Source organism: uncultured Muriicola sp. (genome assembly GCF_947258935.1).
Taxonomy (GTDB): Bacteria; Bacteroidota; Bacteroidia; order Flavobacteriales; family Flavobacteriaceae; genus Muriicola.
This window is the reverse complement of sequence record NZ_CAMYKH010000029.1, coordinates 1-20,433: the sequence shown is the minus strand read 5'-3', so window position 1 is coordinate 20,433 and position 20,433 is coordinate 1. Positions and strand designations below refer to the sequence as shown.

The following is a 20,433-nucleotide window of genomic DNA, read 5'->3' as shown; positions in this document are numbered from 1 at the left end:
GTGCTCCTTTCTAACACTTTTCTAGTATGTTAAGGGGTATTATACCAGCATTCACATACTATTAATGTAAATTTAACGTTAATTAATTGTAATTTTTGCGTAAATTTGAATATTGTAAATCTAAATTCCTATGGAAGTAAGAAAAAATTCAGAGAATATGGGGAGTCAAGATAAGGGACTTTGGACTACTGTGCATTCGGCTGTAGTACAATACGCGCGTAAGTGCCGACACTCCTATCTATCGATGTTTAGTTTTTAAGAGTCCATGATATTTCAAAGGTAGATACACCACCTTTTTGGTTTCAAAAAATTCTTCTGAAAAGTATTGGGATAAGTCAAAAATCTCCGCATTCCTATAGATCTTCAACTCCTCCGTTAAATCACCTCCTTTTAGGTATAGTATCCCATTTTTCTTGGAATGGGTAGAGTGTTTATTAATCTTTCCCTTTACCCAATGAACAAAAGTAGGCATAGCTGCCACCGCCCTGCTAACAATAAAATCGAATTGTTCCTCCAAGTCCTCCACTCTGGTATGTAAAGCCCTTGTATTCGTGATTCCCAATCCCTCCACTACTTCCTGTACTACCCGTATCTTTTTCCCTATAGCATCTACCATAGTTACATGGATCTCAGGAAATAGAATGGCCAGAGGAATACCGGGAAATCCACCTCCTGTTCCAACATCCAATATGCGAGTTCCGGGTTGAAAAGCCATCACCTTGGCAATTCCCAGACTGTGCAACACATGTCTGAGGTACAATTCATCTATATCCTTACGGGAGACAACATTGATCTTTTTATTCCAATCTTGGTATAGTACACCTAGTAGCCCAAATTGTTCCTTTTGTAATTCTGAGAGTTCCGGAAAGTAATGATAGATGATCTCTGGGTTCATTCCTGCTTTTTATTCGAACAAAAATACCATAATTAGTGGCATTTATTAATCATATTTTATGACTTACCGGGCATTATAAAGCAAGATATTACGTTATCTTTACGGCTTTGAATCCAAACTTATGGAGAAAACTACTATAAAATTTTCTAGGAAAGACTCTGCAAATTTCTTTCGAACCGTTAATAAACGAGTGAATGCGTACTTTGCAGACAACAATTTAAAGAAGACAGGCAACTGGAAGCTGCACCTAAAAACAGCTGTAATGTTTTCTCTTTTTCTAGCACCTTACTTTTTGATTCTTACCCTCAATTTGCCTAACTGGGCAAATTTATTACTATCCATTACCATGGGTGTTGGGATGGCCGGAGTAGGCATGAATGTAATGCACGATGGCAACCATGGCTCATATTCCACAAAAAAATGGGTAAATAAACTTATGGGGAGCAGCATCTACATCCTTGCCGGAAATGTATATAACTGGCAGGTACAACACAATGTACTACACCACACCTATACCAATATTCACAATCATGATGAAGATCTGGAAGCAGGAAGGGTACTGCGTTTCTCCAAACATGCCAAATGGCACAAGTTGCATAAATTTCAACATTTTTATTCTGTTTTCCTGTATGGCTTGCTTACATTCAACTGGGCCATTACGACAGATTTTCAGCAGATGTACCGGTATACTAAGCGAAAGCTTTCCTATGGTAAATTTCCCAATCCATTCCTAAATTGGAGTGTTCTTTTAGGCACCAAGGCCATTTATCTCTCCATATGGATTGTTTTACCCATGTTAGTGCTAAGTATTTCCTGGTGGAAAATACTTTTAGGCTTTTTTATTATGCATTATGTAGCCGGTGTAATTTTAAGCGTAGTTTTTCAGCTTGCGCATGTGGTGGATGAGGCAGAAACTCCGCTACCCGAAAAAGATGGAACCATGAAAAATACGTGGGCCATTCACCAATTGTTTACCACCGTTAATTTTGGTACAAAGAACAGAATCGTAAATTGGTTTACAGGTGGATTGAACCATCAGGTTGAGCACCATATATTTCCAAACATCAGTCATATTCATTACACAAAAATCTCTAAAATTGTGAAAGAGACGGCCAAAGAATTTAATTTGCCGTATAATGAATATAAAACTACTAGAAAAGCCATAATTTCGCACTTCAAACATTTGAAAGAGCTGGGTAAAAATCCCAGTTTGCAGTATCAATAAACCTTAGCAGGCATGAGTAACCAACTTTCCGATAGAATTAATAAATTATCTACTTCGGCCACCTTAGCTATGGCCGCAAAAGCCAGAGAATTGAGAAATGAAGGCAAAGACATCATTGGTCTTAGTCTTGGAGAACCCGATTTTAACATCCCGGATTTTATCAAGGAGTCCGCTAAAAAAGCCGTAGACGACAACTATAGCAGTTATTCCCCTGTGGATGGTTATGCCGATCTGAAACAGGCTATTTCTGCAAAATTCAAAAGAGACAATCAGCTTACTTATAACCTCAACCAAATTGTAGTATCTACCGGAGCTAAACAGTCGCTCGCGAATGTAGCCATGGTAATGCTCAATAAAGGCGACGAGGTTATCTTACCTGCACCTTATTGGGTTAGCTATAGAGACATTGTTCAATTGGCAGAGGGAACACCTGTTGAAGTACCAACTAGCATTGATACCGATTTTAAAATGACTCCGGCTCAACTGGAGGCCGCTATAACACCCAAAACTAAAATGCTTTGGTTCAGTTCCCCTTGCAACCCAAGTGGTTCTGTCTATAGCGAAGAAGAACTCCAAGGACTTGCTGAGGTCCTTAAAAGATATCCTAACATCTTTGTAGTATCGGATGAGATCTATGAACATATTAATTTTAGAGGGAAACATGCCAGTATTGCCACTATAGATGGTATGTATGACCGTACCATTACTGTAAATGGCGTGTCCAAAGCCTTTGCTATGACCGGATGGCGTATTGGATATTTAGGTGCGGCCGACTGGATCGCCAAAGCCTGTACAAAATATCAGGGTCAGATCACTAGTGGAGCAAATGCCATTGGCCAGCGCGCTACCATTACCGCACTGGAAGCACCAGTTAGCAAGATCCAGTTTATGATCGATAAATTCAAAGAACGAAGAGATCTTATTCTTGGATTGTTAGGCACCATAGATGGATTTAAGCTTAATGTACCCGAAGGTGCTTTTTATGTATTCCCGGACGTTTCCAGTTATTTTGGCAAAGAGCTGCAAGGCACGCGAATCAACAACGCATCGGATTTTGCGATGTACCTGCTGGAGCAGGCTAATGTGGCAACCGTAACGGGGGAGGCTTTTGGAAATCCCAATTGTATCCGTATTTCATATGCAGCCTCAGAAAGTGAGATAAAAGAGGCCGTTGCCAGGATCAAAAAGGTCCTTTAAATTTTCTTATGTTTTCTTCCAGAAGTAAGGGGTCATCAGGATAAGAACGGTAAACAATTCCAGTCTTCCGGCAAGCATCAGAAACCCACACCACCACTTCCCTAATGCAGGTAGGCTGTTAAAATTATTGAGTGGACTAAGAGAACCAAATGCCGGCCCTACATTGCCCAAGGCAGATGCTGCACCCCCGATAGAAGAGTCAAAATCGAGTCCCAGAAACCCCAGAACTAAAGCACCGATAACAAACAGAAGCATATACAGCACAAAAAATCCTATTACATTGTAAACCACATGCTCGGTTACAGTCTTATTATTAAATCTAACAGGGATTATTGCGTTTGGATGAAGGGTTCGCTTAAACTCTAACAATCCATTTTTTATGATCAGAATATGCCGCATTATTTTGATCCCTCCTGCGGTAGAACCCGCAGATCCTCCGGCAAACATCAGACCAAAAAAGAACACTGTTATAAAGGGTGTCCATGCGGTAAAATCGGCTGTCACAAATCCCGTTGTGGTGACAATCGCTACTACCTGGAACAGTGAATGTCTGAAAGAGCTTTCCGCATCGCCCAGAACCATTGGGTGATATTCAGTTATCGGTACATTGGCCTTAAAGTAGATCACCAGAGCAACAATAACAGAAAAGATGACAATAAACGCCGTATAGTATTTAAATTCTTCATCTCGTATGATCTTTTGCACCTTTCCTTTAAAAGCAAAATAGCTAAGAACAAAATTGCTTCCTGCCAAAAACATAAAAAAGATAACGATATATTGAATGAGCGGCTGATTATTCCAATAGGCCAGACTTGCGTTCTTTGTTGAAAAGCCACCCGTTGAAAGTGTCGCCAGCGAATGATTCATTGCATCAAATAAAGACATCCCCGCAAGTTTTAATAGGATTGTTTCTGCAACTGTATAGCCAAAATAGATTAGCCAAAGTCGTTTGGCCGTATCCGTTATCCTTGGATGTAATTTATCTGCATTTGGACCAGGAGCCTCTGCGGCAAACAATTGCATCCCGCCAATTCCCAACAACGGCAAAATGGCTATGGCCAGTACAATGATCCCCATACCTCCAATCCAATGGGTTAAACTTCTCCAAAATAAAATTCCTTCAGGGAGTATTTCAATATCATCAATGATAGAGGCACCAGTAGTGGTGTACCCGGACATGGTTTCAAAAAAGGCATTGGTAATATTTGGGATCGTTCCCGAGAACAAGTATGGAAGCACTCCCGAGGCAGCCATTATGATCCATCCGAAGGTTACTATAATGTACCCTTCTTTCCTATTTACCTCTTTATCATGTCCCCTTGTAAAGAACATTGCCAAAACCCCAATGAACATTGTTACTATGGCCGCCAACGTAATCTCAAGTGTAACCCCGTCCTGATAGATACCACTCACCAGTGCAGCCAGGATCATAAAACCCCCATTAAAAAGAAGGAGCAATCCCATGAGGTGAGTAATTATTTTGGAATTAAACCCCATACTATAAAAATAACCTTTCTATTTTCTGAATGGCCTGCGGCAAACAGCAAACAACTACCTTATCCCCCTCCTCTATTTCAAAATCGCCCAGGGCTACCATACCTTTATCTTTGCGAATAATACCGCCAATGATCGCATTTCTCGGGAAGTCTAAATCCTTAATAATCTGACCATTCATTTTGGAAGAAGGCTTTACCTTAAACTCAAGAATCTCTGCATTGAGGTTATTGAGCCTTGTCATAGCCACTACCTCTCCTTTTCGGATATATCGAAAGATATTGTTGGCTGCCAGAAGTTTCTTATTGATAAGCGTATCGATCCCTATGGATTGGGATAACTGAAAGTAATCCATATTCTCAACAAGGGCGATGGTCTTTTTTATATGTTTCGATTTTGCCACCAAACAAGACATGATATTGGTCTCAGAATTTCCTGTGACCGCAATAAACGCATCCATAGATTCCAGACTCTCTTCCTCCAATAATTCCACGTTTCTACCATCCCCATTGATAACCAAAGCATTGGGCAGAATATCTGCGAGATCAAAGGCCTTTTCTTTATTCTTTTCAATTAGTTTTACATTGAATTTCTTTGCACACAGATCACGAGCTGCTTTGAATCCTACCTTACTCCCGCCGAGTATCATAACATTCTTCAAGTCCTCTTTCTTTTTGCCTGTAAGTTTATACAGTTCATCAACGCCTTTTTTATCAGTAATAAAATACACCTGATCGTCTGCCTTAAAAATAGTATCACCTCTGGGGATCAGCGTAAATTGGGTGCCTCCTCGTTGCATGGCAATTGGCATAAAATGCAATTCTGGAAAAATGGAAGCGGCTTCTTTAACCGATTTTCCAATAAAAGGAGCACTCTTAGGCAAGGAAACACCCACCATGATAAGTGCACCATTTTCAAATTCATAGGTATCGTGAAATGCCGATTGATTTAGGAGCAACTGTATTTCGGAAGCTGCCAATTCTTCCGGAGAGATCAACTCATCTATTCCCAATTCGGAAAATTTTATATTTTCCCTGTGATCTAAAAACTCGGTATTGGAGATCCTGGCAATGGTTTTCTTAGATCCCATCTGTTTTGCCAACATACACAAGGTAATATTGGTAGTTTCGGAAGAAGTTACCCCGATAACCAGATCGGACTTCTCTATATGTGCCTCTTGTAAGATAGATATTGAAGTGGCGTCTCCTCTTAACACCTTTATATCCAAATGATTGTCTGCATATATAAGACAATCTTTGTTAGTGTCTATTAGAGTGATATCCTGTGATTCATAGGATAGTAATTTTGCCAAATGAAATCCTACTTCACCTGCGCCAGCGATTATAATTTTCATGAGCTAAAAAGGTCTTTTATCATATTGTACAGACCATATAAGTAGTTCTATTCTGATCTATAAAGCCACGGCACTTACCTAAGAAAGAGTTGCATGGTTTTGCGGGTCAAAATTACGGAAATTTATTTCAACCCTTCCTAAAATCCACGGTACTTTGTTCTGTTCAAGAAATTACATATAGCAAATAGCCCTCATGATTACGAAGGCATTGTAGTATCTTTGCCGCAAAATTGATGAAATGGCCAAGAACGTTAAACCTTACAAGGACTCTGCAAAGGGCAAAAAAGAACAGGTTACTACTATGTTCGATGCAATTTCTGGAGAGTACGATGGTTTAAACCGAGTTATTTCTTTTGGAATTGATGTAAAATGGCGAAAGAGGGTTGTCTATATTCTGAAAGAACGAGCACCAAAAAAAATCCTTGATATTGCAACAGGTACAGGTGATCTGGCAATTAATCTGGTAGAAACCGGTGCCGAGAAAATAGTAGGTCTGGACATTTCAACCGGGATGCTATCCGTTGGAAAGAAAAAGGTGATCCAAAAGCATTTGGAAGGCACCGTTGAAATGGTCGTTGGAGATAGTGAAAACCTGCAATTTGAAGAGGCTAGTTTTGATGCGGTAACGGTGGCTTTTGGGGTACGTAATTTTGAACACCTGGAAAAAGGGCTGCAAGAGATCTACAGGGTGCTAAAACCTGGTGGAACACTGGTCATTCTGGAGACCTCGGTCCCATCAAAGACCCCCTTTAAACAGGGTTATGCAATTTATACAAAGTTTATCCTACCCGCAATAGGAAAACTCTTCTCCAAAGATCGTTCCGCCTATCGATACTTAAGCGAATCTGCATCTGTTTTTCCACACGGTATAGAATTCAACAATATTTTAAAGAAAATCGGGTTTATAGGTATGGAGAATAGGCCACAAACATTCGGAGTGGCGTCTATTTATATCGCCACAAAGTAAGCTTATGAGAAGATTTTTCTTCCTTTTGGTCCTGTTGTTTTTGATAAAAGGACAGGTCCTACAGGCGCAATTTAATGAGAAGCCAATCCTCAATCTGGAAAACGAGGACAAGGCATTGTTGAATTGGGGCTACTTTTTGGGTTTTAACCAATACGATTTCAAGTTTAACTACAAGAACGATCTTCAGGATATTTTAGTCAATAAAACAATAGGTTTCAATGTTGGTCTTATTGGTGAACTACGACTCAATAAATTTTTCGATCTACGTTTTGAACCCGGTTTATTTTATGGTTCAAGAACCCTTGGTTTTCCAGGTTTTTCTGAAGAAAATGATGCTATCAGAGAGGTAAAATCTACCTATATTAACTTTCCTTTACTTTTAAAAGCAAGCACTAAGAGATTAGGCAACTGGAAACCATTTCTGGTGGGGGGTGTTTCAGCATCCATGAATCTGGGTAGTAATGAAGCTAGCCTGGACGACAACAGCAGTGGTACCTTTCGGATGAAAAAGCAGGTATTTAATTACGAACTTGGGTTTGGTATTGATTTTTATACGGAATACTTTAAGTTTTCTCCCTCTATAAGAGGGGTCTTTGCCATAACCGATGAATTGATCCCCGATAATGACCCCAGCAGTTCATGGACCGGCAATATTGATGCCTTAAGAACACGCGGGGTTTTTGTAAATTTCACTTTTGAGTAGCACCTGCTCTTTTTCTTCTTAATTCATTCAAAAGAATGGCCGTTGCCGTAGCTACATTAAGACTTTCGGTGGTAGGCTTACCAAATTGAGGAATACTCACTTTCTTATCTAACAAGGCTTCTAAACCTTTGGAAATCCCGTGCGCCTCATTACCCATGATCAACATCCCCTTTGAAGGCCAATTGTATTGGTAAACAGGATCGCCTTCCATAAAAGCCCCTACTGCTGCAAGATCCGACTTCTTCACCAATGTTTCCACATCCATATACACTATGTTCACCCGTGCAATAGAACCCATCGTTGCTTGTAAAACTTTAGGATTGTAACAATCTACGGTGTCAGTAGAACATACAAGCTGTGGTATTCCAAACCAGTCGCACAACCTGACGATGGTCCCCAAATTTCCAGGATCTTTTATTCCATCTAAAACAAGGATCCAGTCATTAAAGTGGACCGGAGCCGAATCTGGGATATTAAAGATCGCAACTGCCTTATTTGGAGATTTTAAACCACTTATTTTATGCAGCTCTGCCTCACTTATCTTCTCATATTCAAAGGCTTTAGAAGGAAGGAGTTCTGGGTTTGTCGTATAAAGACCATGCAACTTTAGTTCGGTCTGAAGTAGCTCATTTACCATCTTTACCCCCTCAACCACAAACAGGCCGTTTAAGATCCGGTATTTTTTTTGTTGTAAGCTTTTTATAAACTTTATTTGACTTTTTACAACCATCCAAATAATGTATTTTTGATTCTTATGAATACCCCCTTTCATCTTAAAGGCTACACTGCTAAAATAGGTATCTTCTTGCTTATCGCCGTGCTTAGTTCCTGCAATGCCTTAAAAAGAGTGGAAGAAGGTGAATTACTCCTCACAAAAAATAGCATTATTACAGATGGGGAAAAAGTGGTAGATGAAGATATCAAGAGTCTTATTGTTCAGGAACCTAATACGCGTGTCCTTGGATATCCATTGCGATTAAATTTATACAACCTGGCCAAGAAAGATCCTGATTCCTTATTTCAGGACTGGTTGCACAGAAAACCAAAAAGAGAAGAGCGCCTGGCATCTTTCTTATCACAAAAACAGGTGGAAGCCCTGGGCGAATCCTTTCTGGTAACGGGCTATAGTGAATGGCTGAAGAAGATTGGTGAAGCTCCGGTAATCATAGACACTTCCAGAACCAGAAAATCACTACAGCGACTAAGTGCTTTCTACGGAAGTAAAGGCTATTTTAATAATTCAACCACTTTTGAGATAGTTGAGGAAAAAAGAAGTCAGCGTGCGGCAATTGATTATCTGATTACCCTGGGAAAACCATATATCATTGATTCCTTATCTAAAAATATAGCATCCCCTGCTATAGACTCTATTTACAGCTTAAACAAGAAAGCGTCTTTTATTGAGGAAAATAAACAATTTGATCTGGTCGACTTCAATAATGAAAGACAACGTCTAACGGAGCTATTCAGGAATACCGGCGTCTATAATTTTCAGGAGAGCTCTATTACTTATGATATTCTTCGTGATACAACGGAAGTAGGAGACGATCAGAATATGAAAGTTGAACTCAATATTGAAAATTTAAGGAAACGAGGGGATAGTGCCGTAACAACGTCTGAATATAAAGTTTTTTCCTTCGAAAAGATCAATATTTATGCCGACTATAATTTTGGAGATGAGGAAAGTGATCTCCAATCTCAAGAATTTGAAAACTACACAATATACTTTAAGGATAGGCTGCGTTACAAACCAAAGGCTCTGACCGATGCCATCTTTCTTGAAAAGGATAGCCTATACCGGGATCTGGACAGGCTGCGAACCTACCGTCAAATTACTAACCTCAATACCTTTAAATATCCAAATATTCAGATCATTGAAGACAGCACACAAACAAAACTGATCTCTAATATTTATCTCACTGCAAGACCAAAATATTCTCTGGGTCTAAACCTCGATGTAACTCATTCTAACATTCAACGCCTAGGTATAGGCTTTAGTAGTTCCTTAATTACCAGGAATGTTTTTGGAGGAGCAGAAACCCTAAGTCTGTCTGCGCGGGGAACCTTTGGCTTGTTAAGTGACACCTCCCTCCCGGAAGACTTTTTCTCTGAGATTGGAGCTGATATTAATCTGACCTTCCCCAGGTTATGGTTTCCACTGTTGAATACAAAAAAGATTGTTCCCTATTATATGCTTCCTCAAACAAGGATCTCTGCTGGAACGAGTTTTCAAAAGAACATTGGCCTGGATAAACAAACCTTAAATACCATTCTGGGATACAATTGGGTTCCTGATAGTTTCAAAAAAAACTCTATTGAACTACTAAATATACTATATGTAAGAAATGTAAATCCGGATCGTTTTTTTAATGTATATGGCAGTAGTTATAGGCAAGTAGATGATATTGCAAGTGCCGATATCTATGAGAACGATCCTACATTATCCGGTTTTTACGAAGCCACAGATGATCCAAATGATCCTAAACTTATTATTCCCGATGGAACTACCGGGTTTACTCAGGCAATTTTAGATGGAAGTATTACCTCCAGTACGGAAGACTTCATTGATATTAGCAGAATTGAAGAACGGCGCGCGCGACTCACAGAAAACAATTTGATCTTTTCCAGCAACTATACTTTTACAAAAAACAACAAAATTGGTATCAATGATAATAGTTTCTATCAGTTCAGATTTAAATTAGAAAGTGCCGGCAATCTTCTTTCTGCCTTGTCTTATATTTTTCCTTTCGAAGAAAACAATGACAATAATTTATTGGTTTTCGGAGTGCCCTATTCCCAATACATAAAGACCGAATTCGATTTTATAAAACACTGGGATCTCAATAGGTCCAATGTACTGGCTTTTCACAGTTTCATTGGAGTAGCAGCCCCTTATGGAAATTCAGAAAGCGTTCCTTTTGTACGAAGTTATTTTGCCGGAGGGTCTAATGATAACAGAGCATGGTTTCCTTACTCACTGGGCCCTGGTAGTTCTAGTGATATAAATGATTTTAATGAAGCCAACCTAAAACTAGCTTTTAATCTTGAATATCGTTTCCCTATAGTAGGCAATATAAAAGGAGCCTTGTTTGCAGATGCAGGGAATATTTGGAATATATGGGATAATGTAGACGACCCGGCCAAAACCTTTAGTGGATTTAATTCTTTAGGTGATATTGCCTTAGGAACGGGCTTCGGTCTGCGCTATGATTTTACCTACTTTGTATTTAGGGTAGATGCCGGATTTAAAACTTATAATCCTGCTGAAGTAGCTTCTAAAAGATGGTTCAGAGATTACAATTTCGGTAATGCGGTCTTACAAATAGGGATCAATTATCCCTTTTAGAGCTAATTATTTTATTACTTTTGCGCGAGTAACCATACTAACAGATCAAACAAAATACTATGTCACATACTATAAAACCAGGTGTTGCTACGGGTAATGAAGTTCAAGAGATCTTTAATTATGCCAAGGAAAAAGGATTTGCCCTTCCCGCAGTAAATGTAACAGGTTCTAATACCATAAATGCGGTTCTCGAAACTGCTGCTGCACTTAATTCCCCGGTGATCATCCAATTTTCGAATGGAGGATCTCAGTTTAATGCAGGAAAAGGCCTTTCTAATGATGGGCAGCAGGCTGCCATTAAGGGTGCCATAGCCGGTGCAAAACATATTCATGAATTAGCAAAGGCATATGGTGCCACTGTAATCTTACATACAGATCATTGTGCCAAAAAACTTCTTCCATGGATAGATGGACTTCTTGATGCGAGTGAAGCTCATTATAAGGCAACAGGGAAATCGCTCTTTAGCTCACATATGATTGATCTATCGGAAGAACCCCTGGAAGAGAATATCGGGATCTGTAAGGAGTATCTATCCAGAATGAGTAAAATTGACATGACCCTCGAAATTGAACTCGGAATAACAGGAGGAGAAGAAGATGGAGTAGATAACACGGATGTAGATGATTCTAAGTTGTACACCCAACCCGAAGAAGTAGCCTATGCCTACGAAGAGTTATCCAAAGTTAGCCACAGATTCACAATTGCCGCAGCCTTTGGAAATGTACATGGGGTATACAAACCGGGGAATGTAAAACTTACTCCTAAGATCCTTAAAAATTCTCAGGAGTACATTACAAAGAAATACGGTGTAGAACACAATCATATAGATTTTGTATTTCACGGTGGATCTGGTTCTACAGTAGAAGAAATTAGAGAAGGTATTGGATATGGAGTTATAAAGATGAATATTGATACCGACCTGCAGTACGCTTTTATGGAAGGGATCAGGGATTATATTCAGGGGAAAGGAGCTTATTTACAAACTCAGATCGGTAATCCTGATGGAGATGATCAACCCAATAAGAAATATTACGATCCCAGGGTTTGGTTACGCGAAGGAGAAAATACTTTTGTAGCTCGATTAAAGAAGGCCTTTGAGGATCTAAATAATGTGAATACCCTATAAGTTTAATCTTGCACTTTAAATGTAGACACTATGACGGCTTGGTTTAAACGAACAGAAAAAGGAATTCAAACTGCCACGGAGCAGAAGAAAGATACCCCCAGAGGGCTTTGGTATAAGTCCCCAACGGGGAAGATCGTAGAATACGATGAGCTCGCAAAGAACTTTTACGTAAGTCCGGAAGATGATTACCATGTACGTATTGGTAGTAAGGAATATTTTGAAATTCTTTTTGACGACAACAAGTTCAGCGAATTAGACACAAAACTAACTTCCAAGGATCCACTAAAGTTTGAGGACACCAAGAAGTACAGCGATCGTTTAAAGGCAGCACAAAAGAAGACAGGATTAAAGGATGCCGTACGAACTGCTATAGGCAAATCTATGGGCAAAGACCTGGTGGTGGCCTGTATGGATTTCACCTTTATAGGGGGATCTATGGGAAGTGTTGTGGGAGAAAAGATCGCACGTGCCATTGATGTAGCCATCAAAAAAAAGGTGCCTTTTGTTATGATTTCAAAGTCAGGTGGTGCAAGGATGATGGAAGCCGCTCTTTCTTTGATGCAATTGGCCAAGACCTCTGCAAAACTGGCACAGCTGGCTGAAGCGCAGATCCCATATATTTCATTGTGTACAGATCCTACCACAGGAGGCACTACAGCCTCTTATGCCATGTTGGGTGATATCAATATATCAGAACCCGGTGCCTTAATAGGATTTGCCGGACCTCGCGTAGTAAAAGAGAGCATGGATTTCTAGACTTTATTGTGCACAGAAGTGAATTGAAAAAGAAGATCAATCTCTATATAGATCTGATTGAAAATAATCCGGTAAGATAAAAAAAAGGCCCTGATGAATTCAGGGCCTTTTCATTTAGTAACAAACAATTAGTTTTTAAATCTTCGAAGAAAGATCTCCTTTGTTGTACCGTCAGGATACGTCAGCATCCCTTTGGCATCGCAACTTCCATCACCAAAGTCGAGACTAGCAGTAGCATCATTTCTTGAAAAATTCAAAATTCCACTTACAATAAATCGGCAAGATAGTTCTCTTCGCAATGGGGTAACCGTCTCTTTCATAAAGACATTCCCCTGTGGACCGGTAAAGGTTCCTTTTCCGGAAATAAGATACACATTGTCTCCCCAAAAACCGGTTCCAACTCCTTCTATCCATTCTCTTGTTCTGTTCCCGGAAAAGCTGGCGGTGTCGCCATTTGGCCAGATGGCAGAATAGCTGGCGTTAGCATCAGATTGTGGATTACCGTTCTCATTAGAACGCATCCTTTCTATAGAAGCACCTCCTTCAATGGCTACACCATTAAATGTAAAGTTTTCCAAAGAAAGACTTAGGGTATTAGTGGCTTGTTCCATGTCTTTGGCGTAGCTAAGAAAAATGATGCCACTAAGCACATTACCGTTGGGTAATTCACAGCCTTCACCAAAATCGATAGTACGTTCTTTGGTCGTTGAGGTTACAACTGTGGTAATGGTAACACAATCTGGTAAGAAATCTGAATTGTAAGAAAACTTGGAAGTGGATATCACCTCATCTGAAGTATAGACATCTTCAGCGATGTTCAAGATCTCCTCGGAGATCAATTCAGATTCATCACTGGCCTTCAGTTCGGCCACTTCAAATGTTTCTTGTTCCACAAATGGTGTGGATTCTTCTTTGTTACAGGAAAATAGCAAAGCAGCTGCCATAAGCATTCCTCCTGCGTAGTTCAATGTTTTGAGACTCTTTTTCATAATATAGTTATTAAAGATTACTCTCCTAGGACATATATTTTTAAGAAAGGTTTAACACAAGACCAAAAAAAAAATATCCCAGGGGTGTATTCTAAAAATATCCCTATCTTTGCCGCTCGATTGAAAATCAATCAGATACATAATAATCATTAAATAAAATATTGGCATGTATTTAACCAAAGAGGTGAAGAAGGAAATCTTCAAAAAGCATGGTGGAAACGAGAACAATACCGGTTCCACAGAAGGGCAGGTTGCATTGTTTACTCATAGGATCAACCACCTAACAGGTCATTTAAAGAAAAACCATAAGGATTACAATACAGAAAGATCTCTGGTAATGCTCGTAGGTAAAAGGAGAAGTCTTTTAGATTATTTAAAAAAGAAAGACATTCAAAAATACCGCGAACTAATAGTAGAATTGAATATCAGAAAATAAAAGGTAAGGGGAGGACGTGTCTTCCCCTTTTTTCATTCTCAAGTCCCTGTAAAGGGCAACATTAAAAAGCTTACACTCAGTTTTTCATTGGTCCACAACACAACAACACAACTTCGGCCGACCATGAGGGCGGCAGACCATTGTTTAACAACCCTGTATAAAGACAGGATTAATTAAAAAGTATGATTCCAAAAACATTTAAAGAGGTCATTGACCTTGGTGACGGTAGAACTATTTCTATCGAAACCGGAAAACTGGCAAAACAGGCCCACGGTTCTGTTGTTGTGCAATCGGGTAAATGTATGTTACTGTGTACAGTAGTATCCAATTACGAACAAAAAGACCTTGGTTTTCTTCCGTTAACGGTAGATTACAGAGAAAAATTTGCTGCTGCAGGACGTTATCCTGGAGGTTTCTTTAAAAGAGAAGCAAGACCAAGCGACGGTGAAGTACTTACCATGCGTTTAGTAGACCGTGTATTACGTCCATTATTCCCAAAAGATTATACCGCAGAAACACAAGTGATGATTCAATTAATGTCTCATGATGATGATGTGATGCCGGAAGCAATGGCTGGATTAGCAGCTTCAGCTGCAATTCAATTATCAGATTTCCCATTTGAATGCCCAATATCTGAAGCAAGAGTGGGTCGTGTTAATGGTGAATTTGTTATTAACCCAACACGTGCTCAATTAGAAGAATCTGATCTAGAGATGATGATTGGTGCTTCTGCTGATTCAGTAATGATGGTGGAAGGTGAAATGGATGAAATTTCTGAAGAAGAAATGGCTGATGCAATTAAGTTTGCTCATGAAGCGATTAAAGTACAATGTGCTGCTCAAGTTAGATTAGCTGAAGCATTCGGAAAGAAAGAGGTGCGTGAATATGAAGGGGAAAGAGAAGACGCCGATTTAGAGAAGAAAGTCTATGATATGGCTTATGATAAAGTATATGCGATTGCAAAAGCTGGATCTGCTAAACAAGAAAGAAGTGCTGCATTTCAAGAAATAAAAGAAAACATAAAAGCGACGTTTTCTGAAGAAGAATTAGAAGACTTTGGTGATTTAGTTTCTGATTATTATCGCAAAGCTGAAAAAGCTGCAATTCGTGATTTAACCTTAAACGAAGGTTTACGTTTAGATGGCCGTAAGACCGATGAAATTAGACCAATTTGGTGTGAAGTAGATTACTTACCATCAACGCATGGCTCTTCAATCTTTACACGTGGCGAAACTCAAGCTTTAGCAACTGTAACATTAGGGACATCAAGAGATGCAAACCAAATAGATATGCCATCTCAAGAAGGTGAAGAGCGTTTCTATTTACATTATAACTTCCCTCCTTTTTGTACTGGAGAAGCAAGACCTATTCGTGGAACTTCACGTAGAGAAATTGGACATGGTAACTTAGCACAACGTGCTTTAAAAGGAATGATCCCAGCAGATTGTCCTTATACAGTAAGAATTGTATCTGAAGTTTTAGAATCTAACGGTTCTTCTTCTATGGCAACAGTTTGTGCTGGTACAATGGCGTTGATGGATGCAGGTGTACAAATGAAAAAACCAGTTTCTGGTATCGCAATGGGATTAATTTCTGATGCTGATTCTGGAAAATATGCTGTATTATCTGATATTTTAGGTGATGAAGATCACTTAGGGGATATGGATTTTAAAGTAACTGGTACTGCAGATGGTATCACAGCTTGCCAGATGGATATTAAAGTAAAAGGATTATCGTACGAGATCCTGGTTAATGCATTGAAACAAGCACGTGATGGTCGTTTACATATCTTAGAGAAATTAACTGATACAATTGCTACACCAAATGCTGATGTAAAAGAGCATGCGCCTACAATGGTAACAAGACGTGTTCCTAACGAATTTATCGGCGCCTTAATTGGACCTGGTGGAAAAGTAATTCAGGAAATGCAAAAAGAAACTGAAACAACTATTGTTATTAACGAAGATCCAGTAACGGAAGAAGGAATAGTTGAAATTTTAGGTGTTGGTAAAAAAGGTATTGAAGCTGTAATGGCAAGAATAGATGCTATTTTATTCAAACCTGAAGTTGGAAGCATTTATGAAGTTAAAGTAATCAAGATGCTTGATTTTGGCGCCGTGGTAGAATATATGGATGCCCCCGGAAACGAGGTGTTGCTCCATGTTTCTGAACTGGCCTGGGAACGCACAGAGAATGTTTCCGATGTTGTAAACATGGGCGATGTTTTTGATGTGAAGTACTTTGGATTAGATCCAAGGACCAGAAAGGATAAAGTTTCCAAAAAGGCCCTTTTACCAAAACCTGAAGGCTACGTAGAAAGACCTCCAAGAAATGATCGAAGTAGAGGTAACGATAGAAGAGGCCCAAGACAACGCAGAGATTAATATTTTCCTAATAAAAGCCCTAAACCCTGACCATTGGTCGGGGTTTTTTGATTTTTTTAACATTTTAATGAAAATTTCGGGTCTTAATTGTAACATTCCCTCTTTTTTTACGTATAAGTATATGCAGTCAATGCACATTGAACCTAAATAGAAAGGAACTTAACAGATGAGACAGTTAAAGATTACTAAACAGGTGACGAATCGGGAAACCGCGTCGCTGGACAAATACTTACAAGAAATTGGAAAAGTAGACCTGATCACGGCTGATGAAGAAGTAGAATTGGCACAGAGAATCAAGGCAGGTGATCAAACAGCCCTGGAAAAACTTACCAAAGCAAACCTGAGGTTTGTAGTTTCTGTGGCGAAGCAGTATCAAAATCAGGGTCTTACCCTACCCGATTTGATAAATGAAGGAAACCTGGGACTTATAAAAGCGGCTCAACGTTTTGATGAAACCCGAGGGTTTAAGTTTATCTCCTATGCTGTATGGTGGATACGTCAATCCATACTGCAAGCATTGGCAGAACAATCTAGAATTGTTCGTTTACCATTAAATAAGATAGGGTCTATAAATAAGATCAATAAAACCTTTGCGTTTCTAGAGCAAGCCCATGAGCGTATGCCGTCTGCTGAAGAAATAGCTAAGGAATTAGACATGACCGTGGAAGACGTGAAGCAGTCGCTAAAGAACTCTGGACGCCATGTATCTATGGATGCTCCATTGATAGATGGTGAAGATTCTAATCTTTACGATGTTCTGCGCAGTGGTGAATCGCCTAATCCAGACAAAGATCTACTTCACGAATCCTTAAGAACAGAGATCGAAAGAGCCCTGGAAACCCTTACACCAAGAGAAGCAGATGTCATAAGGTTGTATTTTGGCCTTGCCGGTCAACATTCTATGACCCTGGAAGAAATTGGCGAGACTTTCGAACTTACCAGAGAACGAGTACGTCAAATAAAGGAGAAGGCTATCAGAAGGTTAAAGCATACCTCCAGGAGCAAGATCTTAAAAACATACTTGGGATAAACATTCTTATAGCAATAGGTTAGATGTCTGGTCGCATAATTGGAATACTGGAGTTTTTAACTTAATTTGCATACAATAACAACAGTTTATCATGACTGTTCGTTTTTTGATTGATGAATAAACTCCGGCTGATTACCGGAGTTTTTTTATGCCACCTGAATAACCCTATTTCATTACCTTTGTAAGCAATTCGTAAGTATAAACCCATGAGTACTATTAAAATAGCCCCCTCCCTCCTGGCAGCCGATTTTGGCAATCTTCAAAGAGATGTTGAGATGGTGAATCAGAGTGAGGCAGCATGGCACCATTTAGATATTATGGATGGTCTTTTTGTACCAAACATTTCTTATGGGATGCCCCTGGTAAAGACCATTTCAAAATTTGCTACCAAACCACTGGATACACATTTGATGATCGTGGATCCGGATCGGTATATCCAAACCTTTTCAGATCTTGGCGTCTATTTGCTTACTGTGCACTATGAGGCATGCTCACATTTACACAGAACCGTGCAAGCAATAAAGGCGACAGGGATGAAAGCCGGGGTGGCTCTAAATCCTCATACGAATGTTGAGTTATTGAAAAATATCATAGGAGATCTGGACCTGGTGCTTATTATGAGTGTCAACCCCGGTTTTGGAGGCCAAAGTTTTATTCCAAATACCTATGATAAGGTCAGGACGCTAAAACAAATGATCAAAGAACACAATGCTTCTGCCTTAATTGAAGTAGATGGCGGTGTAAGTATGGACAATGCCGCGAAGCTAATTGAAGCCGGGGCAGATGTTTTGGTGGCAGGGAGCTACGTTTTTAAGTCGAAGAACCCCACAGCAACAATCGCCGAATTAGCACATGTTGTTATTTCCTAAAACATGGAAAGATAATATTTCAACAGATCGGTTGTAGTTAACATCCCTACGATTTTTTCCCCGTCTACTACAGGAAGAGCATGAAACTTCCGATTAACCAGTAAGGAGGTTACCTCTCTTATCGTGTTTTTTGGGCTAATAGTTTCCGGTGTGCGAATCATAAGGTGATTTATACTAAACATTTCGTAGATATCAGACTTTATATCTCCTTCCTCACGATAGGCTCCATCAGCAAAGCTAATTCGCAGCAGATCATTTATGCTGAGCATGCCCACGATCTTTTTGTGGTCTGTAACCGGCATATGTCTTATGTTGTGCTTTTTAAACAAATGTTCTGCTCTTTCTAAACCATCTTTGACATCAACAGAAATAATATGCTTGCTCATGATGGTTGTTACGGGTATATCTATTGTAATTGTCATGATGCGAATCTTTTAGTTTGATATCTTAAATATCCGATTCTTTATCTCTTGAAAGAATGATAAATATCAGGTTTAGCAAACCAATGTATTTTCAGGTATTTTATTAATTAATGCCTAGTTTTGTTATGAATTAATGCGAAAATGGACTAAGAAATAAAAAATGATAAAGGAGCTAGATCTGATCATAGTTGGAGGGGGACCTATTGGTATCGCTTGTGGCCTGGAAGCGAAGAAAAAAGGAATAAGCTACCTTATATTAGAGAAGGGGCCTATTGTGAATTCTCTATTTAATTATCCTGTGAATATGCAGTTCTTTTCATCTTCCGAGAAACTAGAAATAGATGAAATTCCCTTTATCAGTAAAGAGGCTAAGCCCAGGCGAAATGAAGCACTCGAGTATTATCGAAGGATCGTCACCTCCAATAATTTAAATATTCATCTTTTTGAAAAAGTAACTTCCATTGTAAAAAAAGAAGGTGTTTTTGAATTGAAAACAGAGAAACAAGCATACAGAGCAAAGAACGTCATTATAGCTACTGGCTTTTACGATCTTCCAAATAAATTGAATGTTCCTGGTGAAGACTTGACAAAGGTTTCTCATTATTACAAGGATCCTCATTTTTATGCCAGTCAGAAATTGGCAGTGATCGGAGCCAGTAATTCAGCTGTAGATGCTGCCCTGGAATGCTGGCGCAAAGGGGCTGAGGTAAGTATGATCATCAGAGGACCAGAGGTTGGACAACGTGTTAAATACTGGGTACGTCCCGATATTATAAATAGAATTAAAGAGGGAAGTATCAAGGCCTATTACAATACGACGGTCTCTGAAATAAGGGAAAAGCAATTAATCCTCAATACCCCGAATGGAACTCAGAAAATTGACAATGACTTTGTACTGGCACTTACCGGGTACAAACCCAATTTTCATTTTCTGGAATCCTTGGGAATTCACTTATCTGATGATAAAAAACGATTGCCCGAATACAATGAAGATTCCATGGAAACTAATATTGCCGGCTTGTATCTGGCTGGAGTGATCTGTGGCGGCATGGAAACACACAAATGGTTTATTGAGAACTCTCGTATCCATGCGAAGATCATTATGGACCACATTGTTAAAAAACGTTCGGTTCCGGCTTGATAAAAAACACTCCACGATCCACTAAGGATTACCGCACTTGCGTGCGATGATCCCTCAACATTTCACTAAGGATTACCGCACCTGCGTGCGATGATCCC

Annotated in this window: 17 protein-coding genes and 1 pseudogene; 12 read left to right on the top strand and 6 right to left on the bottom strand. The window is 39.4% G+C overall.

What is annotated here, in order from left to right:
• Window positions 1-238: 238 nt before the first annotated feature.
• Window positions 239-895, bottom strand: a complete 657-nt coding sequence (rsmG, locus tag Q0X72_RS07000; protein WP_297763320.1) for a 16S rRNA (guanine(527)-N(7))-methyltransferase RsmG — start codon at window positions 893-895, stop codon at window positions 239-241.
• A gap of 121 nt (window positions 896-1,016) precedes the next feature.
• Here rsmG and Q0X72_RS06995 point away from each other — a divergent pair, with 121 nt between their 5' ends.
• Entirely contained in the window at window positions 1,017-2,120 is a 1,104-nt protein-coding gene (locus Q0X72_RS06995) for an acyl-CoA desaturase (RefSeq protein ID WP_297763317.1), read from the top strand.
• Between the two features lie 12 nt (window positions 2,121-2,132).
• The gene (locus Q0X72_RS06990) at window positions 2,133-3,317 is read left to right on the top strand and encodes a pyridoxal phosphate-dependent aminotransferase (RefSeq protein ID WP_297763314.1); all 1,185 of its coding nucleotides are present in this window, start codon (window positions 2,133-2,135) and stop codon (window positions 3,315-3,317) included.
• Window positions 3,318-3,323: 6 nt separating this feature from the next.
• Here the strand turns inward: Q0X72_RS06990 and Q0X72_RS06985 are convergent, their stop codons facing one another.
• Both Q0X72_RS06985 and trkA read right to left on the bottom strand, forming a co-directional pair.
• Window positions 3,324-4,814, bottom strand: a complete 1,491-nt coding sequence (locus tag Q0X72_RS06985) for a TrkH family potassium uptake protein (RefSeq protein WP_297763312.1) — start codon at window positions 4,812-4,814, stop codon at window positions 3,324-3,326.
• Between the two features lies 1 nt (window position 4,815).
• Window positions 4,816-6,165, bottom strand: coding sequence for a Trk system potassium transporter TrkA (trkA, locus tag Q0X72_RS06980; RefSeq protein WP_297763309.1), 1,350 nt, complete (start codon window positions 6,163-6,165; stop codon window positions 4,816-4,818).
• A 238-nt stretch (window positions 6,166-6,403) separates the two neighbouring features.
• Here trkA and ubiE point away from each other — a divergent pair, with 238 nt between their 5' ends.
• Together ubiE and Q0X72_RS06970 are read left to right on the top strand one after the other, a co-directional pair.
• A complete protein-coding gene (ubiE, locus tag Q0X72_RS06975; protein ID WP_297763306.1) occupies window positions 6,404-7,132 on the top strand; it encodes a bifunctional demethylmenaquinone methyltransferase/2-methoxy-6-polyprenyl-1,4-benzoquinol methylase UbiE in 729 nt (242 codons plus the stop codon).
• Between the two features lie 4 nt (window positions 7,133-7,136).
• Window positions 7,137-7,835, top strand: coding sequence for a porin family protein (locus Q0X72_RS06970; protein ID WP_297763303.1), 699 nt, complete (start codon window positions 7,137-7,139; stop codon window positions 7,833-7,835).
• On the opposite strand, the gene Q0X72_RS06965 is transcribed toward Q0X72_RS06970, so the two are convergent.
• Complete coding sequence (locus Q0X72_RS06965) at window positions 7,822-8,565, bottom strand: RNA methyltransferase (protein ID WP_297763300.1); 744 nt, start codon at window positions 8,563-8,565, stop codon at window positions 7,822-7,824. The two genes, Q0X72_RS06970 and Q0X72_RS06965, sit on opposite strands and share 14 nt — an antisense overlap.
• 24 nt (window positions 8,566-8,589) lie before the next feature.
• On the opposite strand from Q0X72_RS06965, the gene Q0X72_RS06960 reads away from it, so the two are divergent.
• The 3 genes and pseudogenes from Q0X72_RS06960 to Q0X72_RS06950 all read left to right on the top strand — a co-directional run bounded on the left by Q0X72_RS06960 (window position 8,590) and on the right by Q0X72_RS06950 (window position 13,144).
• Window positions 8,590-11,181: a BamA/TamA family outer membrane protein gene (locus tag Q0X72_RS06960; protein ID WP_297763298.1), complete on the top strand. Its 2,592-nt coding sequence runs from the start codon at window positions 8,590-8,592 to the stop codon at window positions 11,179-11,181.
• A gap of 59 nt (window positions 11,182-11,240) precedes the next feature.
• A complete protein-coding gene (gene fbaA / locus Q0X72_RS06955) occupies window positions 11,241-12,308 on the top strand; it encodes a class II fructose-bisphosphate aldolase (protein WP_297763296.1) in 1,068 nt (355 codons plus the stop codon).
• 30 nt (window positions 12,309-12,338) lie between these two features.
• A pseudogene (locus Q0X72_RS06950) lies at window positions 12,339-13,144 on the top strand (acetyl-CoA carboxylase carboxyltransferase subunit beta).
• Between the two features lie 48 nt (window positions 13,145-13,192).
• Here the strand turns inward: Q0X72_RS06950 and Q0X72_RS06945 are convergent.
• The gene (locus Q0X72_RS06945; protein WP_297763293.1) at window positions 13,193-14,053 is read right to left on the bottom strand and encodes a hypothetical protein; all 861 of its coding nucleotides are present in this window, start codon (window positions 14,051-14,053) and stop codon (window positions 13,193-13,195) included.
• Between the two features lie 166 nt (window positions 14,054-14,219).
• Here Q0X72_RS06945 and rpsO point away from each other — a divergent pair, with 166 nt between their 5' ends.
• The 4 genes from rpsO to rpe all read left to right on the top strand — a co-directional run bounded on the left by rpsO (window position 14,220) and on the right by rpe (window position 18,772).
• Window positions 14,220-14,489: a 30S ribosomal protein S15 gene (gene rpsO / locus Q0X72_RS06940; protein ID WP_297763290.1), complete on the top strand. Its 270-nt coding sequence runs from the start codon at window positions 14,220-14,222 to the stop codon at window positions 14,487-14,489.
• A gap of 182 nt (window positions 14,490-14,671) precedes the next feature.
• Window positions 14,672-16,873 (top strand): polyribonucleotide nucleotidyltransferase, encoded by a 2,202-nt coding sequence (locus Q0X72_RS06935; RefSeq protein WP_297763287.1) that lies wholly within the window; start codon window positions 14,672-14,674, stop codon window positions 16,871-16,873.
• A gap of 166 nt (window positions 16,874-17,039) precedes the next feature.
• On the top strand, window positions 17,040-17,903 hold the full coding sequence (locus tag Q0X72_RS06930) for a sigma-70 family RNA polymerase sigma factor (protein ID WP_297763284.1): 864 nt from the start codon (window positions 17,040-17,042) through the stop codon (window positions 17,901-17,903).
• A 206-nt stretch (window positions 17,904-18,109) separates the two neighbouring features.
• Window positions 18,110-18,772 (top strand): ribulose-phosphate 3-epimerase, encoded by a 663-nt coding sequence (gene rpe, locus Q0X72_RS06925; protein ID WP_297763282.1) that lies wholly within the window; start codon window positions 18,110-18,112, stop codon window positions 18,770-18,772.
• Here rpe and Q0X72_RS06920 read toward each other — a convergent pair.
• Window positions 18,769-19,194 (bottom strand): CBS domain-containing protein, encoded by a 426-nt coding sequence (locus Q0X72_RS06920; protein ID WP_297763280.1) that lies wholly within the window; start codon window positions 19,192-19,194, stop codon window positions 18,769-18,771. The genes rpe and Q0X72_RS06920 overlap by 4 nt on opposite strands.
• A 163-nt stretch (window positions 19,195-19,357) precedes the next feature.
• Between Q0X72_RS06920 and Q0X72_RS06915 the strand changes: the two genes are divergently transcribed.
• Window positions 19,358-20,335 (top strand): YpdA family putative bacillithiol disulfide reductase, encoded by a 978-nt coding sequence (locus Q0X72_RS06915; protein ID WP_297763361.1) that lies wholly within the window; start codon window positions 19,358-19,360, stop codon window positions 20,333-20,335.
• Window positions 20,336-20,433: the final 98 nt, after the last annotated feature.